The sequence below is a fragment of the Paractinoplanes atraurantiacus genome, assembly GCF_900215205.1.
Classification (GTDB): domain Bacteria; phylum Actinomycetota; class Actinomycetes; order Mycobacteriales; family Micromonosporaceae; genus Actinoplanes; species Actinoplanes atraurantiacus.
This window is the reverse complement of record NZ_OBDY01000028.1, coordinates 121006-143011: the sequence shown is the minus strand read 5'-3', so window position 1 is coordinate 143011 and position 22006 is coordinate 121006. Positions and strand designations below refer to the sequence as shown.

19 protein-coding genes are annotated in these 22006 nt (G+C 69.9%); 12 read left to right on the top strand and 7 right to left on the bottom strand.

The genetic code is table 11. From position 1 onward, the window contains the following. Window positions 1–43: 43 nt before the first annotated feature. A complete protein-coding gene (locus tag CRP55_RS40905) occupies window positions 44–334 on the bottom strand; it encodes a DUF1540 domain-containing protein (RefSeq protein WP_097327373.1) in 291 nt (96 codons plus the stop codon). Between the two features lie 327 nt (window positions 335–661). Between CRP55_RS40905 and CRP55_RS40900 the strand changes: the two genes are divergently transcribed. Beyond that, window positions 662–3247 carry a beta strand repeat-containing protein gene (locus CRP55_RS40900; RefSeq protein WP_097327372.1) on the top strand — a complete coding sequence of 862 codons (2586 nt, stop codon included), beginning with the start codon at window positions 662–664 and terminating at the stop codon, window positions 3245–3247. Between the two features lie 126 nt (window positions 3248–3373). Here CRP55_RS40900 and CRP55_RS40895 read toward each other — a convergent pair whose 3' ends face one another. Both CRP55_RS40895 and CRP55_RS40885 read right to left on the bottom strand, forming a co-directional pair. Further along, window positions 3374–4327 (bottom strand): hypothetical protein, encoded by a 954-nt coding sequence (locus CRP55_RS40895; protein WP_245923684.1) that lies wholly within the window; start codon window positions 4325–4327, stop codon window positions 3374–3376. A 111-nt stretch (window positions 4328–4438) separates the two neighbouring features. Next, window positions 4439–4759, bottom strand: coding sequence for a hypothetical protein (locus tag CRP55_RS40885; protein WP_097327371.1), 321 nt, complete (start codon window positions 4757–4759; stop codon window positions 4439–4441). A 315-nt stretch (window positions 4760–5074) separates the two neighbouring features. Between CRP55_RS40885 and CRP55_RS40880 the strand changes: the two genes are divergently transcribed. Then, window positions 5075–6901: a hypothetical protein gene (locus tag CRP55_RS40880; RefSeq protein WP_097327370.1), complete on the top strand. Its 1827-nt coding sequence runs from the start codon at window positions 5075–5077 to the stop codon at window positions 6899–6901. Window positions 6902–7017: 116 nt separating this feature from the next. Here the strand turns inward: CRP55_RS40880 and CRP55_RS40875 are convergent, their stop codons facing one another. Beyond that, window positions 7018–7770: a hypothetical protein gene (locus CRP55_RS40875; protein ID WP_097327369.1), complete on the bottom strand. Its 753-nt coding sequence runs from the start codon at window positions 7768–7770 to the stop codon at window positions 7018–7020. A 195-nt stretch (window positions 7771–7965) separates the two neighbouring features. Here CRP55_RS40875 and CRP55_RS40870 point away from each other — a divergent pair, with 195 nt between their 5' ends. The 5 genes from CRP55_RS40870 (at window position 7966) to CRP55_RS40850 (ending at window position 13403) form a co-directional block, all read left to right on the top strand. Continuing rightward, the gene (locus tag CRP55_RS40870; protein WP_097327368.1) at window positions 7966–9834 is read left to right on the top strand and encodes a S8 family peptidase; all 1869 of its coding nucleotides are present in this window, start codon (window positions 7966–7968) and stop codon (window positions 9832–9834) included. Between the two features lie 120 nt (window positions 9835–9954). Then, entirely contained in the window at window positions 9955–10554 is a 600-nt protein-coding gene (locus CRP55_RS40865) for a sulfite oxidase-like oxidoreductase (protein ID WP_097327367.1), read from the top strand. Beyond that, complete coding sequence (locus CRP55_RS40860) at window positions 10524–11282, top strand: ferredoxin reductase (protein ID WP_097327366.1); 759 nt, start codon at window positions 10524–10526, stop codon at window positions 11280–11282. Before CRP55_RS40865 ends, CRP55_RS40860 begins: the two co-directional genes overlap by 31 nt. Beyond that, entirely contained in the window at window positions 11279–11572 is a 294-nt protein-coding gene (locus tag CRP55_RS40855; RefSeq protein WP_281260850.1) for a DUF6510 family protein, read from the top strand. The genes CRP55_RS40860 and CRP55_RS40855 overlap by 4 nt, the downstream gene beginning before the upstream one ends. A 19-nt stretch (window positions 11573–11591) precedes the next feature. Beyond that, window positions 11592–13403 (top strand): UvrD-helicase domain-containing protein, encoded by a 1812-nt coding sequence (locus CRP55_RS40850; RefSeq protein ID WP_179855550.1) that lies wholly within the window; start codon window positions 11592–11594, stop codon window positions 13401–13403. A 102-nt stretch (window positions 13404–13505) separates the two neighbouring features. Here the strand turns inward: CRP55_RS40850 and CRP55_RS40845 are convergent, their stop codons facing one another. Then, window positions 13506–13889, bottom strand: coding sequence for a hypothetical protein (locus CRP55_RS40845; RefSeq protein ID WP_097327364.1), 384 nt, complete (start codon window positions 13887–13889; stop codon window positions 13506–13508). A 204-nt stretch (window positions 13890–14093) separates the two neighbouring features. Here CRP55_RS40845 and CRP55_RS40840 point away from each other — a divergent pair, with 204 nt between their 5' ends. From CRP55_RS40840 to CRP55_RS40830, 3 genes are read left to right on the top strand one after another with little or no spacing between them, the layout of a single operon-like run. Next, on the top strand, window positions 14094–14870 hold the full coding sequence (locus tag CRP55_RS40840) for an SGNH/GDSL hydrolase family protein (RefSeq protein ID WP_097327363.1): 777 nt from the start codon (window positions 14094–14096) through the stop codon (window positions 14868–14870). Window positions 14871–14928: 58 nt separating this feature from the next. Beyond that, on the top strand, window positions 14929–15195 hold the full coding sequence (locus CRP55_RS40835) for a PLDc N-terminal domain-containing protein (RefSeq protein WP_097327362.1): 267 nt from the start codon (window positions 14929–14931) through the stop codon (window positions 15193–15195). 27 nt (window positions 15196–15222) lie between these two features. After that, window positions 15223–15984, top strand: coding sequence for a DUF427 domain-containing protein (locus tag CRP55_RS40830; protein ID WP_218854843.1), 762 nt, complete (start codon window positions 15223–15225; stop codon window positions 15982–15984). On the opposite strand, the gene CRP55_RS40825 is transcribed toward CRP55_RS40830, so the two are convergent. Next, window positions 15948–16910, bottom strand: a complete 963-nt coding sequence (locus CRP55_RS40825) for a 50S ribosomal protein L11 methyltransferase (protein ID WP_097327361.1) — start codon at window positions 16908–16910, stop codon at window positions 15948–15950. The two genes, CRP55_RS40830 and CRP55_RS40825, sit on opposite strands and share 37 nt — an antisense overlap. A 111-nt stretch (window positions 16911–17021) precedes the next feature. On the opposite strand from CRP55_RS40825, the gene CRP55_RS40820 reads away from it, so the two are divergent. Continuing rightward, window positions 17022–19214: a carbohydrate-binding protein gene (locus CRP55_RS40820; RefSeq protein ID WP_245923683.1), complete on the top strand. Its 2193-nt coding sequence runs from the start codon at window positions 17022–17024 to the stop codon at window positions 19212–19214. A 27-nt stretch (window positions 19215–19241) separates the two neighbouring features. Then, complete coding sequence (locus CRP55_RS40815; protein ID WP_097327390.1) at window positions 19242–20099, top strand: NmrA family NAD(P)-binding protein; 858 nt, start codon at window positions 19242–19244, stop codon at window positions 20097–20099. 176 nt (window positions 20100–20275) lie between these two features. Here CRP55_RS40815 and CRP55_RS40810 read toward each other — a convergent pair whose 3' ends face one another. Continuing rightward, a complete protein-coding gene (locus tag CRP55_RS40810; protein WP_342751608.1) occupies window positions 20276–20884 on the bottom strand; it encodes an HAD family hydrolase in 609 nt (202 codons plus the stop codon). Window positions 20885–22006 lie beyond the last annotated feature (1122 nt).

The following is a 22006-nucleotide window of genomic DNA, read 5'->3' as shown; positions in this document are numbered from 1 at the left end:
AGGCTCGCCTAATAAAGGCGAGCCTTACCTTGTCTTAATGCTTTTAACGAGCCTCGTACGTCAGGCAGTCGGCCTTGTCCCCCGACGCCCCCACCACGATCGCCGGCGCGTGGCACTCGAGGTCCCCGTTGTGCACGCAGTCAGACCGCTTGCAGGCCCCCACCTGCGCAAGCGGCTTGCCGGTGCCACCCTTGTCCCCGGTCTCGACGTAGGTGTCGCACTCCGCGTTCATGCTGCCGATGGTCACCGCGAACGCCGTACAGCCGTCGTGGTTGTACCCACACTGGGTGACCGTACAGGTCTGCACCCGCGGCATTTCCAGAGCCTGAGTCATGAGTCGTCGCCTCCCATTTAGCGCATCCCGTTCGCCTCGACGATAAACCATTACCCAATCAACGCCTAACAACACCACTGTTAATTTAAATGAGGTAAGGCATTCCTAATACCCTTCCTTCTCCCATTCCGCCACACCCGCCAGGCGTCCCCAGTACCATCTCTGGCCCACTTATGTCCGACATATCTTGAACTTCACCGCTTTTAGTCAGGAAGCGCCCATAAATAGCTACGCTCTCCGCGAGACGGCCCGCGACGGTTCACCCGCATCGCCGGGCCCTACCCCATCCAGCGACGTGGTCCATAGAGACCCGTAGGAGGACCTCGCATGCGCAAGTCCAGTACCCGGGCAAGGCACCTCGGTGCAGTGCTCACCACGGGGGCGGTCGGAGCGGCGCTCCTGACCGCACCGACCGCGGCATCGGCTGCCGCCTTGACCTCGATGACGCCGGGTGCGGCCGCGCCGGGCGCCACCATCACCGCCGTGGCGACCAGCAGCACCGCCTTCAGCTCGGTGGACCCGTTCGTCGTGATCATCCCGACCAGCACGCAGACGACGTGTGAGTCGGGAGTCGCGGCTAGCGCCGCCAAGACCGGTGCGGTCACCGTCACCGCGGCCAAAGTGACGGGAGTCAACAACAGCGCGTCCTTCGTCGTACCGTCGGCCAGCACGCTGTCGCTGACCACATCGCCCAAGCCCTACGCCGTCTGCCTCTACGGTGGCGCCACCTCGGGTGCGGCGACGCTGGTCGACTCCAGCCCGGCATCCGTGCTGACCGTCGTACCGTCGCTGACGCCCGGAGGCGGCGCGTCGGGAGCCACGGTCACGCTGAAGGGGCCGACGGCATCATCGTTCGCCACGAACCTGCCCGGCATCATCTTCACGACGAACAGCTCGTGCCCCGCGACCTACGCCACCACGTCGCCGAATATCTCGGCCTCGGGCATTCAGCGGGTCGACGACGGCACAGTAACCTTCAACCCTCCGACCAACGCCGCTCTCAACTCCGGCGCCGCGCGCAACTATGAGGTCTGTGCGTACACGCTGGCGACGAGCGCGGGCACGCTGCTCGGTGACTACAGCCAGTGGACATTCGCACCGACCGTCGCGTCGAGCGCTGCCACCGGCCCGTCCGGCGGCAGCAACAGCCTCACCTTCACGTCGGCCACCGGCACCACGCCGTTCGCCAACGCCAACGCCCCGGGCGTCGTCTTCACGCTCACCGGTGGTTGCCCGGCGACCTACGGATCGCCCGGCAACCGCGCCGGCACCAGCGTGACCAAGACGTCGTCCTCGGTCATCTCGGCCACCGTGCCGGCGGGCGTGACCGGCACCGGCGCCACCACGCCATACAACGTGTGCTTCTACAACGGCACGACCAGCACGGACGCCCTGATCGGTGTCGGCGCGGCCACCTACTCGGTCACGATCCCCGCGATCTCGCTGAGTAGCACCGTCGGACCGGCCACCACGACCAACGGCATCACGGCGACGTCCACGTCCAACTTCCTTCTGGGCGTGAGCACGCTGGGCGCCAACTACGTCACGGCCGAGCGCTGCCCGGTCACCTACACCGCCGCGACTTCCGGCATCGTTGAGGGCGCGGCCGGCTCGGTACGCAAGCTCGCGAACAACCGCCTCGCGGCGACGGTGCCGAGCCTGGCGCTCGTCAACGCTTCGCCCACCATCTACCAGGCCTGCTTCTACAACGGAGCGACGGCCGGGCAGAGCACCCTGGTGGGCTCGGCGGCGTACACCGTCATGAACCCGCACACGGTATCGAGCGTCGCTCCGACCTCCGGCAGCGTTCTCGGCGGCACCGACATCGTGGTCACCGGCACCAACTTCCCGACCACGGCCGGCTCGATCACCGCCACCCTGGGCGGCATCCCGCTGCTCAACATCACGCCGGTGAGCCCGAACGCCTTCACCGCGACCACCCCGCAGCACGCCGCGGAGAACGGCTCCACGCTCGTTGTCACCACGGTCTCGGGCTCGAAGACGCTGGCCAACGCATACTCGTTCCTGAACGACGTCGTCGTGACGCCGAACACGGCACCCAACACGACCACCGGCATCGACCTCACGGTCAAGGGTGTCGGCTTCTACTCGGTGTCCTTCGGCGCCGGCGCTGCGGCGCACATGTACCTGGTCAACGGCACCTACAACCCGACCGACATCAGCGGCAGCGGCACCACGAAGGCCAACGGACCGGTCGCCGAGTGCGGTGATGTCCTGGTCATCAGCGACACCGAGCTGATCTGCACGCTGGCCCTCAACCGGCGGTTCAACGCCGCGGGCACGGCCATCGATCCGACCACCTACACGAACGCCACGGTGACCGCGGCAACGACTGTGCTCGGCAACCGGGTCATCACCGCCACCGCCGGCGGCTTCGTGCCGCAGGACACCGGTCTGGTGGTCAGCAACGCCACCACCCTGGCCCCGGGAACGCGTATCGCCCGGGTCCTGAGCTCCACGACCGCCCTGCTGGATCGCGACCCGATCGCGGCCGCCACCGGCGCCACGGGCGTTCTGGCCATCGGCGGCGCTGTAAAGACGACGGCCGCCGCCGTCAACACGCCCTCCAGCGGCACCACCATCACGGCGCCTGCGGGCACCTTCACCAGCGCCGACATCGGCCGAGCGATTACCGGCACCGGCCTCAACACCGGTGGCGTCAGCTTCATCACCGGCGTGGGTTCAGGCGGCGGGTCAGCGACGGTGTCGCTGCCAGTCGCGGGCACCCAGACCGGCCAGGTCATGGTGCTGTACGCGCCGATCGCGGTGCCCAACAACGCCTACACCCTGACGTTCGTCACGAACGGCTCGGTCAACGCGAACATCAGCGACCCGGACTACAGCCAGAGCGTCGTCTCCAGCGGCTCGACCTTCACCGTCGCGCCCGCGTAGTCTCACCGCTCCACCAAGGCGGCCCGGGTTCTCCCGGGCCGCCTTCTCGTGTTTTGACCGTTCTGTGGGCAGGGCGGTCTGGCGGTGTGGTGTGGGTGTTTTCGCGGTGGTGTGGGTGTGAGGGTGTTATTTGCCCTTATGGATGGCGTTCTTGCGGATGACGGGGTGGCGGGTTCGGCGTTTGCGGCGTCTGCCGGCGGGGCGTCCGGGGCCGGGGTGGCCGGGTTTCGGTTGGCCTGGTGGTTGCCAGGCGTTGCGCAGAGCGGGCGAAACCTGCCGGCGGGTCTGACCCGGGGTCGGGGGCGTGGTGGTGGCGGGTTCCCAGGGCAGCCGGTGATGGGTGATGTGGGTGCGCGCGCAGAACAGGTGCAGGTAGGCGTAGGCGTGCAGGCGGAGCCAGGTGGTCAGGGTGCCGGGTTGTCGGGGGTGAAAGTCCGGGGCCTGGGCGGTGGTCTTCAGGTGCCGGAAGTAGTGCTCGATGTCGAAGCGGGCCAGGTAGGTCATGACCAGGGTGAGCAGGTCGTGGCGGGTGCCGGAGTACCAGAGTGCGAGGTCACCGGCGCGGCGGCTGGGGCGTAGGTGCTGGACTTGGGCGAGCAGGACGGTGCCCTCGACGATCGGCAGGGTCTTCTGATCGGTGAAGCCGCGGCTGGAGCTGGTGAGTTTGGGGTGAACCTGGTGCCAGGCCCGGACGGTGACGGTGCCGTAGATACCGACCGGGCCGCTGACACCGGCGTCCGGGGGCAGGTCGGGTTCGCGCAGGGCGAGACGGAATCCGTGCCGGCGGGGCCGGCCGCCGAGTGGGTGAGCGGCCCGGCGTTCGGGTCTGGTCCACATGGTCTGCGAGGTCGCCAGACGGATCAGGACGTCCGCGGGGATCTTGCGTTCGCGCAGTAGATGGGTGATCCGGGCTGCCGGGTAGCCGGAGTCCAGCAGGAACAGCGACCGGTCTGTCATGCGGGCTCCGTCGGCCGCGCAGACTCGGGCGATGTGGTCCACAGTGACTTCGGTCAGGTCGTCGTCGGAGGCGATGCGGTCGGCCAGGACCGGCACGACCCAGGAGTCCGGGGTCAGGGTCAACCGGACAACATGCTGATACCGCCACCCGGTCTTGATCAGCGCCGTGCCGCGCGGGCCACCCGGGGTGTACTGCGGCTGCCGGTCCGGGCTGGTCGCCGCGTTCGGCCGCGGCTAGGCGGTGGTGTCGATGGCATAAACCCGCGGCAGGCCGCAACGCTGCGCGATCCGGCATGCGGCCCGTAACGCCCGACCGGTGTCGATCTCACCGTCGCGTAACGCCCGGTACGCCGCGGCGTGCCCGGTGACCGTGCCCAGCGACAGATGAGCCGGGCACCCGCACCGCCCCTGATCGGCGGCCAGCCCGTCGACCAGCGTGAACAACGTCCGCGACCGGGAGGTAAGGACCCCTTCGTACAACTCCCGCCGCCACGCATCCAACAAGATCCGGCCCAGCTCGCTGTCGCCGGGACCGGTAGCCGTTACGCTCCTCATCGAGGACCCTGCCCATTGATGATCTTTGTGTGAGAACTCAGATCATGGACAGGGTCCTCCCCATTTCGCTAGACCTCGACCACCATGAATCTCCCCCGATGGTCAAAACACGAGAAGGCGGCCCGGGTTCTCCCGGGCCGCCTTGCTTTATGCCAGGCCCTTACCACGATGTAGAGCATTTTTCGCAAATTTCCTACTCTACAAAAATCGCCCTATAAGCCGCGTTACGCTCCGTGCGAGACGGCCCGCCGTCCTCGACACGCGCGGGCTCACCCATTCCAGAACGCGGTTCTTGAAACCGTAGGAGGACCTCGCATGCGCAAGTCCCATCCCATTACCGGCAACCGGCCTCTGCGCGCCGGTATCGCCACGGCGGCGACGGCCGCCCTGGCGGTCGCCGGGATCGCCAGCCCCGCCTACGCGGTGGCTGTCGACGGCACGCTCTCGACGGCCGCCGCGCCACTGGGCGGCGGCGTCAACGTCACCCTGACCGCCACCGGCGCCTTCCCGGCGAACCTGGTCGCGGCCACGGTCGGCGGACGGTTCATCGCCAGCACCGCGACCTGTGACCAGACGTATGGCACCACGAGCTCGGCCAAGCCGGCCGCGGCGGTCGTCATTCCCGGCAGCCAGATCGACGACGCCACCATCACTGTGCCGGCGCTCGCCGCCGGCCAGTGGAAGGCCTGCGTCTACGGCGCCACGACGGGCACCGCCATCGGCACCTCGACGCCGCTGATCGCTACCTCGGGCGCGAACACCATCACCGTGAGCGGCGCCAACACCGTGCCTGCCCTCAGCCCGTCGGCGGGCACGTCGGCCGGTGGCACGGTGGTCACCGCCACCCGCAGCGGCACCTGGCTCTCCACCGGCGGAAGCACGCTCGGCGTGATCTACCGGTCCAGCGGCTCCTGCGCGTCCGCGTACACGACGACCGGCTCGGCGGCCACCGGAACGGCCACCAAGAACTCCGGCAACACCGTCGCGACCTTCACCATCCCGACCACGCTGCCCAGCGCCGGCAACTACACCGTCTGCGTCTACGCCGGCACCGGCGCCACCAGCGGCCTGATCGGCGTCGCCTCGTACGGCGCGCTGCCGACCTCCACGGTCAGCCCGTCGGCCGGTAACTCTGGTGGCGGCAACACGATCATCCTGACCACCAAGACCGCCGCTATCACGACCAGCACCCCGGGCGCGCTCTTCACCAAGTCCGACGCCTGCCCGGCCGACGTCGACTCGGCCGGCGCCGACGACGAGGTCGCCACCATCACGAGGATCTCCACCTCGAAGGCGGCCGTCGAGGTTCCCGCCGGTGTCACGCACAGCGGCACCGGCAACACGACCGACTGGAAGGTCTGCGTCTACGGCAGCGCCTCGACCGGCAAGCTGCTCGCGGTCCCGGCGATCTACTCGGTCGCCGAGCTGCTCGACCTGACGAACGTCACGATCGACCCCGCCAACGGCCCCTCACAGGGTGGATCGGCCATCGAGGTCACCATCAGCGCCGGCCTGCCCGACCCGGGCAGCGAGGCGACGATGTCGGCGAAGCTGGGCAACAGCCCGCTCAAGGACATCGTGATCGTGGACGACGACACGTTCACCGCCACGACGACGGCCGCCTCGGCCGGCGCCGCGAAGCTGAGCGTGTCGACCGCGGCCGGTCAGCAGACCAGCGCCGCCACCGAGTTCACCTTCTCGTACGGCATCACGGTCACGCCGAACACGGCCAAGTACGAGGACACGGATGTGACCCTGGACATCCTCGGCTCCGGCTTCGACGCGCTGAACTTCGCCGCCACGGCGGAAGCCGGCGCCTCGACCGCACCCGGCGCCGGCGTCGGCGTCTTCCTGGTCACCAACTCCTGGTACGGCCTCGTGGCCGGCGCGACCATCAAGCAGGTCGGCCTGACCGCCCAGTGCATGGACGTCACGAAGATCAGCGACACCGAGCTGATCTGCACCTTGGACCTGACGAAGCGCCTCAAGACGTCGGACTACTTCTACGAGACTGGTTCGATCCCGCGTGGCGTCTACAACGTCGCGCTGGTGAACGACGCGTCCGCCACTACAGCGAACGCCGTGGATACCAACATCTCCCGGATCTCCAGCGGCTCGGCCTTCACGGTCGCCGACTACTGATCCCGTACGTGAAGTAAGAGACGGCCCGGAGCACCGAGCTTCGGGCCGTTTCCGTACATGGAAATCCCCCGGGCCTTCATGCGGCGCCCGGGGGATCTTTTCGTACGAAGGGCGGGTCAGCCCAGCTTGGCCCATTCGCTCGCGATGACCTCGGCGCTCTTTTCCTTCGACGGCTTGCCGTCCTGGTCGACGAGCACCGTGACGACACTCTTGCCGGCCGACGTCCGCCAGCACACCAGCATGTTCGGCCGTACCGACGGCTTGTGGTTGTTGCTGAACCGGAAGTTCTGCGTGCAGCGGTTGTCGCCGACCTTCTCGCCCTTGTCGGCGGGCCAGAGCAGCTCGCCAGTGCCGGTCAGGTCGTGTTTTGCGGTGATCACTCGCAGCGTGCCGTTCGGCAGCTTCTCGTTGCGCTTGTTCACCGGCCCGGTCTTGGCGTTGGGCGCCGCCGTCAGTGCTCGCTGGACCGGGTGGCCGTCCTTCGCTGCCTTCTCCCGGGCTTTCTTGATCGCCTCGTCGACGCTCAGGCTCTCCGACGGGGTCGGGGTGGGGCTGCTCGTCTGTTTGATGGCGCCCTTCGTCGGGGCGACCGTGTCCGCCTCGGCGGTGGGCTCGGGTGACGCCGGGGATGCTCCCGTGGCCGCTGAGGCCAGTGGGGCCATGGCGCCCGCGTCCCGTGTCTCGGTGGTGGCGTTCCGGTCGGCGACCTGGGTCGTGACGAAATACGCGCCGGCGCCCAGCACGGCCAGGCCGGCCACGCCGACCACGGCCTGCTTGGCGCGTTGCTTGCGGCGCTGCTGCTGCCGGTCGGGCATGGCCGACTGGTAGACGCCCTCGTCGCCGGACCGATCTTCCTCTGGAAGGCTCATCTCAGAATCAATCCTCAAAGAGTTCGGCTTGCGGTCCGCCTGGGCGGACCCCGAAGCTCCATCGTCCCAAAGAGCCGGATAAACCGGGCCAAAACGGCTGTGTCCCGAGGAGCAACCGGCTCGCTACCCCGGCAATCGTCAAGATGGCTCCGCTTCCGCCGTTGGTGTGCTCACCACAACGGAGGTAGGACACCCATGCGGAAGCATCTGCGCAGGTACGCCGTCGGCGCGCTGGCCATCGGGGCCGTGGCGGGCGGGGCCGCTGTCGCCCTGCCCGGCGCCGGCACCGGCCCGGCCGCGGGCGGGGCCGCTGTTGCCTTGCCCGGCACCGGCACCGCTCCGGCCGAGGAGTGGCAGCCGGCTCCGTACGGCCTCAGCGCGACCCCGGCGCAGCTGCTGCCCTCGGCCGTGAGCACCAGGGAGCCGGTACGCGTCGTCAGCACCACGCTCGACAAGGACGGCCGCCCGGTGGTCAAGGTGAGGACCGCGACCGACAAGGCCGCCGCCGCCGAGCTGGTCAAGCAGGCGCAGAAGGCCGACAACGCCCTCGGTGTCGAGGTCGACGCCCCGGTCGAGGCGCTGGCCGACGACCCGTACAAGTCAATGCAGTGGGACCTTCCGAAGATCAACACCTCGGCCGCGCAGGCCACCTCGACCGGCGCCGGCGTCGTCGTCGCGGTGATCGACTCGGGCGTGGACGCGGCCCACCCGGATCTCGCCGGGCAGGTGCTGCCGGGCATCGACTACATCACCGGGACCACCGGCACCAGCGTCGACCCGCACGGGCACGGCACCCATGTCGCCGGCACGATCGCCGCGCTCACCGGTAACGGGGTCGGCGTGGCCTCGATCGCGCCGGGCGTGCGGATCCTGCCGATCCGGACGCTCGACGCGCAGGGCCGGGGCGTCATGTCCGACACGGCCAGTGGCATCGTGTGGGCGGCCGACCACGGCGCCGACGTCATCAACATGTCCCTCGGCGGCACGTCGCAGGTGTCCGCGGTGACGACGGCCATCTCGTACGCCCGCGGCAAGGGCGTCACGGTCGTCGCGGCCGCCGGCAACTCGCGGGCCTCGGGCAGCCCGACCAGCTACCCGGGCGCCGACCCCGGCGTCATCGGCGTGGCCGCCACCGACTCGGCCGACAAGGTGGCGACCTTCTCCAACCAGGGCAGCTACGTCGACGTGGCAGCACCGGGCGTCAACATCGCCAGCACCTACCCGACCGGCCTGGGCTCCTACACGTACATGTCGGGCACCTCGATGGCGTCACCGCACGTGGCCGCCGTGGCCGCGCTGCTCAAGGGCTACAACCGCAATCTGACGCCGGATCAGGTCCAGGCGGCTCTGGAGTCCTCGGCGGTCGATCTCGGCACCACGGGCAAGGACACCGATTTCGGGTACGGACGGATCGACGCGGCCGCCGCCCTCGCAAAGGTCACCGGAGCCACCTCGCCGCCGACCGTTTCGCCGACGGCCGCCCCGACCAAGACGGCGACAGCCACTCCCACCAAGACCGCGACGCCGACGCCGACCGTGGCCAAGACGGTTCCGGTGGTCACCGTCAGCCCGGCGACCAAGCAGGTGACGCACGGGACGAGCGTGGCCACCACCTTCACCGTCAAGTCGGCCGGGAAGGCGCTGGCCAACACCCCGGTGCAGGTCTGTGTCACCGAGGCCGGCGGCTCGGCCGTCTGCACCGCCGCGACCACCGGCAAGAGCGGCACGGTGGCGGTCAAGCGCACCGCCACGACCGGCTACACGGTCCACGTCGTGGTCGCCGCCACCGCCACCACGGCCGAGGTCACCTCGCCCGCCGCGACCGTGACGGTGAAGGCGACGGTCAAGGTCAGCCGCTCCAAGACCTCGATGACCGTCACGATGACCGGCGTGGCCGGCCAGACCGTCGAGGTGCAGCAGCTGGTCAACAAGGTCTGGACAACAGTCGGCGACTTCCCGGCCGCGGCCAGGACGACCGTCGGCGACCTGGTCCTCAAGCAGAAGTACCGCGTCGTGGTGCCGGACACCGCGGGCATCCTCGGCGCCACCAGCTCGGCCGTCTGAGATGGCCGAAGGGCATGACGGATAAATACGGCCAGAACCGGCCCCCGCGTCATGAAACCCGACGTGACGCTCGGTACGTCCGTCTCCCAGGGTCCTTGATCATGCGGTTTACTCAGCAGCATGGCCATCATTTCCAAGGGATTCGGCGGGCGGCGGCGCGAGTCCGTCCCCGGCCTGCCGCCCGGTCAATACCTCACCCACGACTTCCCGGTGCTCTCGGCCGGGCCGACCCCGCGCATTCCGCTCGATCGGTGGCGCTTCACGATCCAGACCGAGACCGGTGACAGCAAGAGCTGGAACTGGGACGAGTTCATGGCCCTGCCGGCCGAGGACTACACGGTCGACATCCACTGTGTCACCAAGTGGTCCAAGCTCGGCACGACCTGGCGCGGCGTCTCCCTCGACACGCTGATGGAGCAGGTGGAGTCGGCCGCCGACTACACCATGGTGCACAGCTTCGGTGGATACACCACGAACGTCCCGATGGAGGACCTGCTCGACGGCAAGGCCTGGATCGCGTACAAATTCGACGGCGAGGATCTCGCGCCGGAGCACGGTGGGCCGGCTCGGCTCGTCGTGCCCCACCTTTACTTCTGGAAATCGGCGAAATGGGTCAACGGGATCCAGCTGATGAACGAGGATGAGCCCGGCTTCTGGGAAGCCGCCGGCTATCACATGTACGGAGACCCATGGCTGGAACAGCGGTATCAGGGCGACTGACCTGGCGGGCGGCGACGCTCGCGGAGGCGCGCTGGGAGACACCGTCGGCACGTACGCTCGTGCTCGACGTCCCCGACTGGCCGGGCCACCTGCCCGGCCAGCACGTCGACGTGCGCCTGACGGCCGAGGACGGCTACCGCGCCCAGCGCAGCTACTCGATCGCCTCGGCCTGGCCGTCGTCCGGCGACGGCAAGGTCGAGCTGACGATTCAGCGCCTGGACGACGGTGAGGTCTCGCCCTATCTGACGGACGACGTGCAGGTGGGCGACCAGATCGAGCTGCGCGGGCCGGTGGGCGGCTGGTTCGTCTGGCGCTCCAAGAGCACCTCGCCGGTGACGCTGCTGGCCGGCGGCTCGGGCGTGGTGCCGCTGATGGCGATGATCCGCGCTCGCGCCGACGCGGGGACCAAGCAGCCGTTCCGGCTGATCTATTCGGTCCGTACGCCGGAGGACGCGCTCTACGCCGACGAGCTGCGCCGGCGGGTGCGCGACGACGCGGGCCTCGACGTGCACTTCGTCTACACCCGCAAGACGCCGGACGGCTGGCCGGCGCCCCCGAAACGTCTCGACGTGGCGGCCGTGAACACGTACGGTTGGCCGCCGGACTTCGCACCGGACTGCTACGTCTGCGGTCCGACGACGTTCGTCGAGACGGCCGCGGACATTCTGGTCGCGCTCGGCCACGAACCGCGCCGCATCCGCACCGAACGCTTCGGAGGCACGTCGTGAGCGACCGCGACAGCGCACCTGTGGAGGCGACGACCCTCGACGGCAACGCCATGGCCGGTGATCTGCGCGAGCTCTTCGCGGTGGACGTGACCGTGGCCCAGTACAAATGCGCGGGCTGCGGCCACGCCGACGCGGTCGCCACCCTGATGCTCTGGGGTGCGGCCGGCGGGCGGGTGGCCCGCTGCCCGCACTGCTCCGACGTCGTCCTCCGCGTGGTGCGCGCGCCGGACCGGGTCTTCCTCGACCTGCAAGGCTGCGTCCGCCTCGAAGTGCCCCTGACGGACGACTGAGCCGGCCCGGGTGATCGGCGTGGACGGCGGCGACGAGCCGGAGAGTCTCGCACGGCCCGCCGCCGCCCGCACCGAGGCCGAGCTGGCCGACGCTGAGCGGGCCGATCCTCTTCTCGCCGCCGTGCGCCGGGGGACGACCGAGGCCGGGCCGGACTTCGTGGCGACGATCAGGGCCGCGCAGGACGAGCTGGTGCGCACGCCGGCCGAGAGCCTGCTCGTGATCCAGGGCGGTCCCGGCACCGGCAAGACGATCACCGCGCTGCGGCGGGTGGCGTGGCTGCTCGACGACCCCGGCACGAAACTCTCCCCGGCGGAGGTGCTCGTGGCGGGGCCCTCACCGGCGTACGCCCAAGAAAGCCGCACCCGACTGGAAAGCTGGGGCCACCCCGGGGTTGTCCATCACTCGATCGCCGGATTGCTGCCGCGGGTGGCGACGGGCCGCGGCGAGTCGCTCTACGTCACCCGGCTCAAGGGTGAGGCCCGGATGGCGGGCCTGCTCAGCCGCGCGCTGGAGTCGCGCGAGAAGGGCGTTCCGGCCGGGATGCCCGCCACCGTCACCGTACGGGGCCGTGCCGTCACGCTCGACCCGGCCGCCGTCCAGCGGGTGATCGTCACCGCGCGGGCCAGCGAGGCCACCGCGGGCGACCGCCGGCGCCTGCTGCGGGCGGTCCTGGTCGCCGACAGCCCCGACCCGCAGCTGGTGCTGGAGGCGGCCGACCTGCTGGCCGAGCTGATCTGGCCGGAGTTCTCCGCCGCCACGTTCCTGAGCGACCTGTTCGCCTCACGCGACAAGCTGACCGCGGCCGCCGGCGAGGAGTTCACCGACCGCGAGGTGAACGCCCTGTACCGCCTGCCTGGCGACTTCGGCGACGCCGACCTGGCCCTGCTCGACGAGACGGAACACCTGGCCGGCACCGAACCGGACCGCTTCACCCTCGTGGTCATCGACGAGGCGCAGGACCTGTCCCCGATGCAGCTGCGCGCCCTGTCGCGCCGCTCGGCCAACGGCGCGCTGACCGTGGTCGGCGACATGGCCCAGTCGACCGGCCCGTGGGCCCGCGACGACTGGCACGAGGTGCTGGCCCACCTGCCGTCACCCATGCCGCATGTGCACCGTGAGCTGCGCTTCGGCTACCGCGTCCCGCGCCAGATCTTCGACCTGGCGGCCGAGCTCCTGCCCACGGCCGCCCCGAGCGTCCAGCCACCGACGACGGTCCGCGAAGGCCCGGCCGACCCGGCCATCTCCCCGGTCGACCCGACCGAACGGTCCGCCGTCGTGGTCGCCGCCGCCGCCGACCACGCCGCCGCCGACCGCTCGGTCGCCATCGTCTGCCCACCCCGCTGCCGCGACGACATCGAGGCCCTCCTCAATCAAGAGGACCTTCCCTGGGGTACGCCGCCGAACGCCCCCGCGATCACATTGCTGAGCCCGCACGAGGCGAAAGGCCTCGAGTTCGACGTGGCGATCGTCGTCGAGCCCGGCTTCATCGTCGACGACGATCCGCGCGGGCACCGGTTGCTCTACATCGCACTGACCCGGGCGACGGCCCACCTGCATCTGGTAGGCGCCCCCGAAGACCTGCCCGCCGACTTCACGTCGGTCTCGGCGCCACCCGCGGCCCCTCCGCCCGAACCACTCGAAGCGGCGCCCACTCCCGTCTCGAGCCCGCCGGTCGTCTCCGCACCCCCGGCTCCCCTCGACCCGGCGGTGCGGGAACAGATCGACATGGTGGCGCACGCCCTCGCCGAGACCCTGCTGGCGAACCTGACGCCGGAGTTGTGGCCGGTCGCCCTCGACCGCTTGATCGAGTTGATCAGCCCCGAATCCTGAGCCCGCCCTCCCTGGGGGAGCCCCCGCTGGTCAGTCTGGCGGAAAGTTGCAAGATCCCGCCGGCCTGCTGTGGATGACGCGTGATTGTGGATAACCGTGCGGTCAGCCCCGGAATCCGCTACGCAGGCGCTGGGCCAGTGAGCCGGTGGGGCGCGGGGCCGCGGCAGCCGGGCGGGGGCCGGCCGAGGGGCGCGAGCGGCCGACCGGGCGGTCGTAGTCGGCGGTGGCGATGGCCTCGGTGATCTGGCCGTCGCCGAAGTTCTCCGACTCGGGGATCGAGGCCACGAAGCCGACCAGGATGCCGTTGCGCATGATCTGGGCCTCGAGGCCCGCGGTGCCGTCGTTGTCCCAGATCGCCTCGCGGCCGTCGGGGAGGACGACTCTGATGCCGTATTGCGTGATGCCCGCCTGCGGCAGCTTCACATGGGCGAAGACATTGCGCGCGCGTAGCGTTTCGACGATCCGTCGAGCCCGTTCTTCTTCCATGTGAAGAAGCTAGTGCGGCCGACTGGACGCAGCCTGAAGATCGCCTGTGGCGGCCGTGTGAATCCGCCACGAACGAATGACCTCCGGAAACGCTACTCGCGCGTACCAAGAAAATCGATGTGTATCTTTTCTCGGTGGCGCGACTTACCGTGCGGTGACCGGAGCGCTTCGGCTTCCTCTCCCCCACGGACCGGAGGCCACCCCATGAGCAGGCGACTGTTCGTCCTCGTCCTGTCCTGCCTTCTCCTGATCTTCGGCACCACCACCGCCGTCGCCGCGGCCGAAGCTGACGTCGACTATGTCGCTCTCGGCGACTCCTACTCGTCGGGGGTCGGCGCCCCCTCGCAGAGCGGCACCTGCCTGCGCAGCCCGTACGGCTATCCCGCGCTCTGGGCGGCGCGCAACAACCCGACGTCGTTCACCAACCTGACCTGCGGCGGCGCGGTCACCGGCGACGTACGCACCACTCAGGTCCCGGCGATCCCGGCCGGCGCCGACCTGATCAGCATCACGATCGGCGGCAACGACGCCGGCTTCGCGCCGACCGTGCTGAGCTGCCAGGTCTCCAGCGACGCGGCCTGCGTCAAGACGGTCGCGGACGCCCGCGCCGACATCACCGCGACGCTGGGCGCCAAGCTCGACGCCACGTACGCCGCGATCGCGGCCAAGGCTCCAAGCGCCCGGGTCGTCGTCCTCGGCTATCCGATCCTGTTCGACACGTCGTCGGCCTACTGCGGTCTGGCCGGGATGAGCCTGACCAAGCGCCGGGCGCTCAACGAGGGCGCGCAGGTGCTCGACGATCTGATCGCGCAGCGGGCGCAGGCCGCCGGTTTCGTCTGGTCGGACGTCCGTGACGAGTTCCAGGGCCATGGCATCTGCTCGTCCAGCCCCTACCTCAACGGCCTCACCATTCTCCCGCCGCAAAACTCCTTCCACCCCAACACCAACGGTTATCGGTACGGCTATCTGCCGGCGCTCTAACGCAAGCGCACCCGGCCGGGACCTCGTGTGAGGGGCCCGGCCGGTCACTCTTGTCGGCATGGCCAACGTGTACGCCCTGCTGCTGCTCCTCGATGTCGCTCTGGTCGCCTGCGCCCTGATCGACTGCTGGAACGCCGACGAGGACAAGATCCGCGTCGCGCCGCGGGGCGCCTGGACCTTCGCGATCCTGCTGGTGTCGCCGTTCGCGGCGATCGCGTGGTTCGTGAAGGGCCGTCCGGTTCCTCCCGTACGCCTGCGCGAGCGCCCCGTGATGATCGCGCCGGACGACAACCCCGAGTTCCTGGCCTCGCTCAGCAAACGCTGAATCCACACCGCGCGTTAGCGTTTGGGCATGGGCATGACGAGTGATTACCCGCCGTCGATCACCGAGGTCAACCAGATGGAGCCCTCGCCCCGGCGGGTACGGGCGACGCTCAACGGCCGGGTCGTGGTCGACACGACGCGGGCCGTCTATCTGTGGGAGATCCCGAGCTATCCGCAGTACTACATCCCGATCGAGGACGTCGCCGCCGACGTGATCGTCGACGAGGAGCACGAGCAGCATCTCAGCCGGGGCCGCGCCCGCCGCCTCGGGCTGCGCGCCGGCGACGTGCACCGGCCGGCCGCGGCCCGCCAGTACGTCGAGAGCAAGCTTCCCGGCCTCGAAGGTCTCGTCCGCTTCGAATGGGACGCGCTCGACGCCTGGTTCGAGGAAGACGAAGAGATCTTCGGTCACCCCCGCTGCCCGTACCACCGGGTCGACGCCCTTCGCTCGACCCGCCACGTGCGGGTGGAGCTCGACGGTGTGGTGCTGGCCGAGTCGCGCTCGCCCGTGCTGCTGTTCGAGACCGGCCTGCCGACTCGCTACTACCTCGACCGCACGGCCGTGAACTTCGGCGCGCTCACACACAGCGACACCAGCACGCATTGCCCCTACAAGGGCCGTACCAGCGACTACTGGAGCGTGGGCGCGCGGCCCGACCTGGCCTGGTCGTACGCGCAGCCGTTCCCGGCCGTGGCGGCGATCGCGGGACTGGTCGCTTTCTACAACGAGAAGGTCTCCACCTACGTGGACGATCAGTTGCTGGACCGGCCCGTCACCCCCTTCTCCTGAGACAGGACGTGGTGCGGGCTGCGCCAGACGGGCACGCCGTCCACGGCCAGCGTGTAGTCCGGGTGGACCCCGTCGTCGCCGGTCCGGCGGGTGAAGCCGGCGCGTACCCGCCCGGCCAGCGGCACCGGCACATAGACCGGCGCCCACGCGCGCGTGCCTCCGTCCAGCGTGTCCACTTCACGGCCGGACGAGGCGACCGCGACCCGCGTCCAGAGCAGCAGCCCGGTCGCCTTTCCACTGACAAGCTCGACTTCGACCGACATTTCGGACAAGGGCGGCGGACGGCGACTGTCGAAGACGTCCGACTCGACGACAGCCGGCGCCGAGACGAGCGCCGACCACGCCGGCCCACCGAGGCAGAGCCGCGGGCCGAAAGCCCCGCCCGCGGCCGCGAGAACCCGATTCATCAGCGGCTCGCACGACGGGTCGAGCGCGGGCGTCCCGACATCCACGGAGGCGATCATCGTGCGTGCCCGAAAGGGAATCCAGACGCATTCGGGGGTGCAGAGTCGCGCCCGGCAGTCGTTCAGGATCGGGATCGCACCCTCGGAGGACGCGATGGTGCCGAGGATCTCGGAGACGCAGACGTCAGCCCGTACGGGAAGAACTTGGTCTGAAGCCAGACCCTCCAGCACCGTGACCTGACCGCCGAATCCCGACGAAGCGACGGCACGCCGCGCGGCCGCGGCCGCCGCCGGCGAAGCCTCGATCGCGTAGACGTGACGTGCGCCGGCCCGCGCCGCGACCAGAGCCCACAGCGCATCCCGCCCGGTCCCCACGTCCAGCACGACCCGGCCGGGCGCCGCGACCCGCAGCGCCTCGGCATACGCCCGCCAGCGGGAATCCTCGGCGCTCAGCCCGTCGTAGACCGCGTCGTCGTAGAGCGGGTACTCCCCCATCGAGGGGAAGAGAACGAACGGCTGCACCCGGCAAGCATGCGTGAAGTTCCGGATTTCCGAAGTGTTGCGCGTTAGTTAAAGACCTTAATAAACTCCGCGCGATAGACGGATGGCCATCCGTCAATGCAAGGAGGCAGGGTGCGAGGCGACACAGCACGTAGAGGCGGGGCGTTGGCGCTGGCCGTCACGATGACGCTGGCGGTGGCGCCGCCGGCGATGGCGGGCGGCCGGCACGGCGTCCCGCAGGTGACCGGCACCTATTCGACCGGCGCGGCCCACCGGTGGGAGCCCCTGCCGGGCGCCCGGCCGAGCGGGACCGCCGACGCCACCGTCGTGATCGACCCGTCGCAGGAGCGGCAGCGCTATGCCGGCATCGGCTTCTCCATCGACGAGACCAGCGTCTCCAACCTGTGGAAGCTGACCCCGGCCGAGCGTGAGCGCACCATCCGTCTGCTCGCCGACCCGCGCAGCGGCGCCGGCTTCGACCGGTTCCGGCTCACCATCGGCAGCCCCGACCTGATCGAGCACCTGCCGTTCTGGTCGTACGACGAACTGCCGGCCGGTGTGACCGACGACTTCGGCCTCGAGCACTTCTCGATCCAGCGCGACATCGACCTGCACATGGTCGACACCATCAAGCTGATCCAGAAGTACAACCCGCGGGCCACCTTCTTCGCCTCCGCGTGGAGCGCCCCGGCCTGGATGAAGACCAACAACCGCTTCACCGGCGAGGTCGCCCTCAAGCCGGGCAGCGCGACCGAGCACTACCAGGTCGGCAAGCTGCGCGACGACTGCATCGACGTGTTCGCCCGCTACTACGTCAAGTACGTGCAGGCGTACGCCCGCCACGGCATCAAGGTCGACGCTCTGACCCTGCTCAACGAGCCCGGCATGGACGTCGTCTACCCCGCGATGGACATCAGCGTCGAGCAGCAGCAGAAGCTCTCCGTCGCCATCAAGCGCGAGCTTCGTCAGGCCAAGCTGAAGACGGACCTCTACGTGCACGACTTCAACTTCTGGGACTGGCGCGACCCGAACAGCACCGCCACCAAGAACTACTACCGGATCTTCAACGACCCGGCGGCGCGGCAGGCGGCCGACGCCATCGCCTTCCACCCGTACTGGGGCGACCCCGCGGTCATGCGTGACGCCTACGAGCAGTTCCGCAAGCCGGTCCACATGACCGAGACCAGCGACCTCAACCCCGCGACCGTCCTCAGCTACTTCCGGCTCGACGCCAGCAGCTACACCCTCTGGGCGCAGGCCACCGACCAGACCGGCGGCACCCTGCACTGGACCGACAAGCGCGACAACAACGTCGACTGGGAGGAGATCGGCCGCACCACGAAATGGCCCGATCGCCTGGTCAAGGTCAACACCGAGACCCGGACCGCGTCCGTACGCGATGAGCTCTACCCGCTGGGCCAATTCGCCCGCTACCTGTCCCCCGAGGACGTCCGCGTCGAGTCGAGCGCCCCGTCGGCCGGCGTCAGCAACGTCGTCTACCGCGACGGCGACCGCTTCACCGCCATTCTGGCCAACGGCAACACCGAGGCTTCCGATGTACGCGTCGTGCTCGCCGGCCAAGATTTCGTCGTCACGGTGCCCGGGGGCGCGTACGCCACGTACCGCTGGAAAGCCGAGACCCCTCGCACCCACCGCAACCACGCGCCGGTCCTGAAGAACGTGCCCGCGCTGACGGCCGACCAGTACGCGACGACCACGTTCCGCCTGTCGGCCACCGACCGCGATCGTGACCGTCTCGCCTACTACGCCACCGATCTGCCGGCCGGCGTCTCCCTGGACGCGACCACCGGCGTCGTGACCCTGAAGCCGACCGTCGCGGGCACCCAGCGACTCACCTTCCACGTGACCGACGGCGCCGCCCGCGACACCGTGACGGTCGCGGTGACCGTGGCCCCGCGCGGCGCCCCGATCGGCACCCGGGTCGAGGCCGAGTCGTACGCCACCCAGCACGGCTGGACCGAGGGCGTCAACTTCGTCGAGAGCAACGCCGCCGCCAGCGGTGGCAAGAACATCGGCTGGACCGCCCCCGGCAACTGGCTCGGCTACCGCGTCGACGTGGCCCAGGCCGGCACGTACGACCTGGAGCTCCGGGTGGCCAACGGCACCGGCGCCGAGGCTACCGGCGCGATCTCGTTCCGCGACGCCGCCGGCACGATCCTGGCCACGGCCTCGGTGCCGAACACCGGCGGCTGGGCCACCTATCAGTCCGTCCACGTCCCGGTGACCCTGGCCGCCGGCGACCAGTTGGTCACGCTTTACTGCGAGACCGGCGGCTTCAACCTGGACTATCTGCACTTGAGCTGACCACGCCGATAGGACACGGTGGTGGTCATGATTCTCGTGACCACCGCCGGCAAGGTCGGCGCCCGGACGGCACGACTGCTGGCCGATTCAGATCGTCAGGTCCGTGTCCTCACCCGCCGGCCCGACGAGCACAAGAGCTTGGCCGATGCCGGGGCCGAGGTGTTCCACGGCGACCTCGACGACCCGGCGTCGATCGCCGCCGCGGTCGCCGGGGTGAGATCGGTCGTGCTGGTCACCCCGGCCAACCCGGCGCAGGAGATCGCCGTCATCGGCGCCCTCGGCGGAAGCACGGCCCACATCACGAAGGTCACGGTGGACGCGTCGGCCGATTCCCCGATCGCCCGCCGCCGTGATCACTACCGCATCGAGCAGGCGCTGACGGCCTCCGGGCTTCCGCACACGCTGCTGCGGGCCAACGTCTACATGCAGAACTTCCTCATGCTGGCGCCGCTGATCGCCGCCACGTCGGCGTTCCCCTCACCCACCGGCGACGGGCGTGCCGGGATGGTCGACGCGCGGGACGTCGCCGAGGTGGCCGCCACGATCGCCGCGGCGCCGGCCGAGCACGCCGGAGCAACCTACCGCCTCACCGGCCCGGAGTCGTTGTCCTACAACGACGTAGCGGCCCAGCTGTCGGAGCTGGCGGGCCGCACCATCACACACCGGCACATCACGGCCCAGGAGCAGGAAGAGGCGATGATCCGGATGGGACTCCCCCGGCCCGTCGCCCACGCCAACGCCCAGGCGCTGGCGCTGGTCGCGGAGGGCGACGCGGATTGGACCAGCACCGACGTCGAGCGCCTCACCGGCCGGCCGGCCACCACATTCGCCCAGTTCGCAGCCGACCACATAGACCGTTTCGGCGGGGCCGCCGGCCGCGCGTAGCGACGCGAAGCGGCGCGGGCTGCGCGAAGCGGCGCGGGCTGCGCGAAGCGGCGCGGGCTGCGCGAAGCGGCGCGGGCTGCGCGAAGCGGTGCGAGCCGGCTGCGCGAAGCGGCGCGGGCTACGCGAGCTGCGCGTAGCAGCGCTGGATGGCCGTGCCCAGCGGCCGGGGCCACGCGTCAGTCGGCGGCCGTGCCTGCGCGGCGCTGCCACGGCGGTGGCACCCGGACGGCGGCCATGCCCGCCGCTGCGGCGGCCTGCAAGCCTAGCTCGGCGTCCTCGAAGACCACGCAGCGGGACGGGGCGGCGCCCAGCGCCTCGGCGGCGATCAGGAAGCACTCGGGGTCGGGTTTGCCGTTCAGGTATTCGCCGGCGCAGACCATCACCTCGAAGCGGTCGAGCAGGCCCAGCGCCGTGAGCGAGGCGGTCACCGACTCGCGGCTGCTGCCGGAGACGACGGCGAAGGGCACTTTCCCGTACGCCGCCTCGATGTGCTCCAGCACCTCGGGCACCGCCGTGACCCCGGGCAGCAGCTCCTCGAAGATCTGCTCGCGGCGCTTGTTCACCAGCTCGACCGGCATCGCCAGACCTTGCTGAGCGTTGAGCTCCTGGATCACCGCCACCGGCGTACGCCCGCCCCAGGCATAGAACAGCTCCTCGGGGAACTCCGCACCCCACTCGGCGAGCGCCCGCTGCCACGCCACGTAGTGCAGCGGCATCGAGTCGGCGATGGTGCCGTCGCAGTCGAACAGGTACGCGTCGAACTCGCCCTCGGGCAGCGGCAACATCACCCAGCCACTTTAGTAGGCCGCTTGCGCATTCCCTTTATCCTGTGATTTGTCCGTTATGCGGGGATTATTCGCCGAGAAGTGCTCGACGCCCCACACGGACGGAAGGATCCCTAGTGACCGCATCCTCGCCGGCCGCCCGCAGAGTCCCGGCCGCCGCCCTGGCCCTGACCTTCGGATTCGGGCTGTCGGCCACGCTCACTCTTTCCCACCCAGCCGCCGCAGAAGGCCGTGAGCCCTCAACATTGGCTCCGGCGGCCGCGCCCGCCCAGCCGCACGAGTCATCCCACACTTCGACGTCGGCCAACTCCGAGCCCTGGCCCCGCGCCGCACCGCTTCACGCCCCGCCGCGTCCAGCCGAACCGGTTCCCGCCGCGCCGCTTCACGCCGTGCCGCGTCCAGCCGAACCGGTTCCCGCCGCGCCGCTTCACGCCCCGCCGCTTCACGCCGTGCCGCTTCACGCCGTGCCGCGTCCAGCCGAACCGGTTTCCGCTCAGCCGCTTCGCGCCGAACCACGTCGCGCCGACCCACGTCGTGCCGCATCACTTCCGGAGCCGCCGCCTTCCGAGCCGGCCACCGCGCCTTCCTCCGGCGTGTCCGCCCCTGACGGCCCCTCCGAGCCCTCCCAACCGGACGGCCCCTCCCAACCCGATGGGCCTTCTCAACCGGATGGGCCCTCCCAACCCGATGGGCCCGATCAGCCTGAGGGGCCGCGCGACTCGAGTTTTCCCGAGCCGGACCTCGAGCTGACGCCCGGCGCTGGACCGCCGGGGACGGTGGTCGCGGTCTCGGGTGTCGGCTTCGACTGTGGGAACGACTGGGATACCGACTCCGAGAACAAGCGGCGGCCGCTGCGAGTCGGCTGGGCGCAGGGCGACGGCGGCACCGAGATCGCCTATCCCGACGAGGAGGAAGGCCGCTTCAGCGGACTGAGGCTCACCGTGCCGGAAGCGACACCGGCCGGAACCCTCGTCGTGGAAGCGCGCTGCCCGCGATCGGACCCGCTGACCGAGTCCTTCCGGGTCGAACCGGTCACCCCGCCGAATCCGGACGATCCGAGGGGTCCGGAGAACCCCACCGATCCGCGAGATCCGTCCGGGCCGGGAAGTCCGGGCGGGCCGG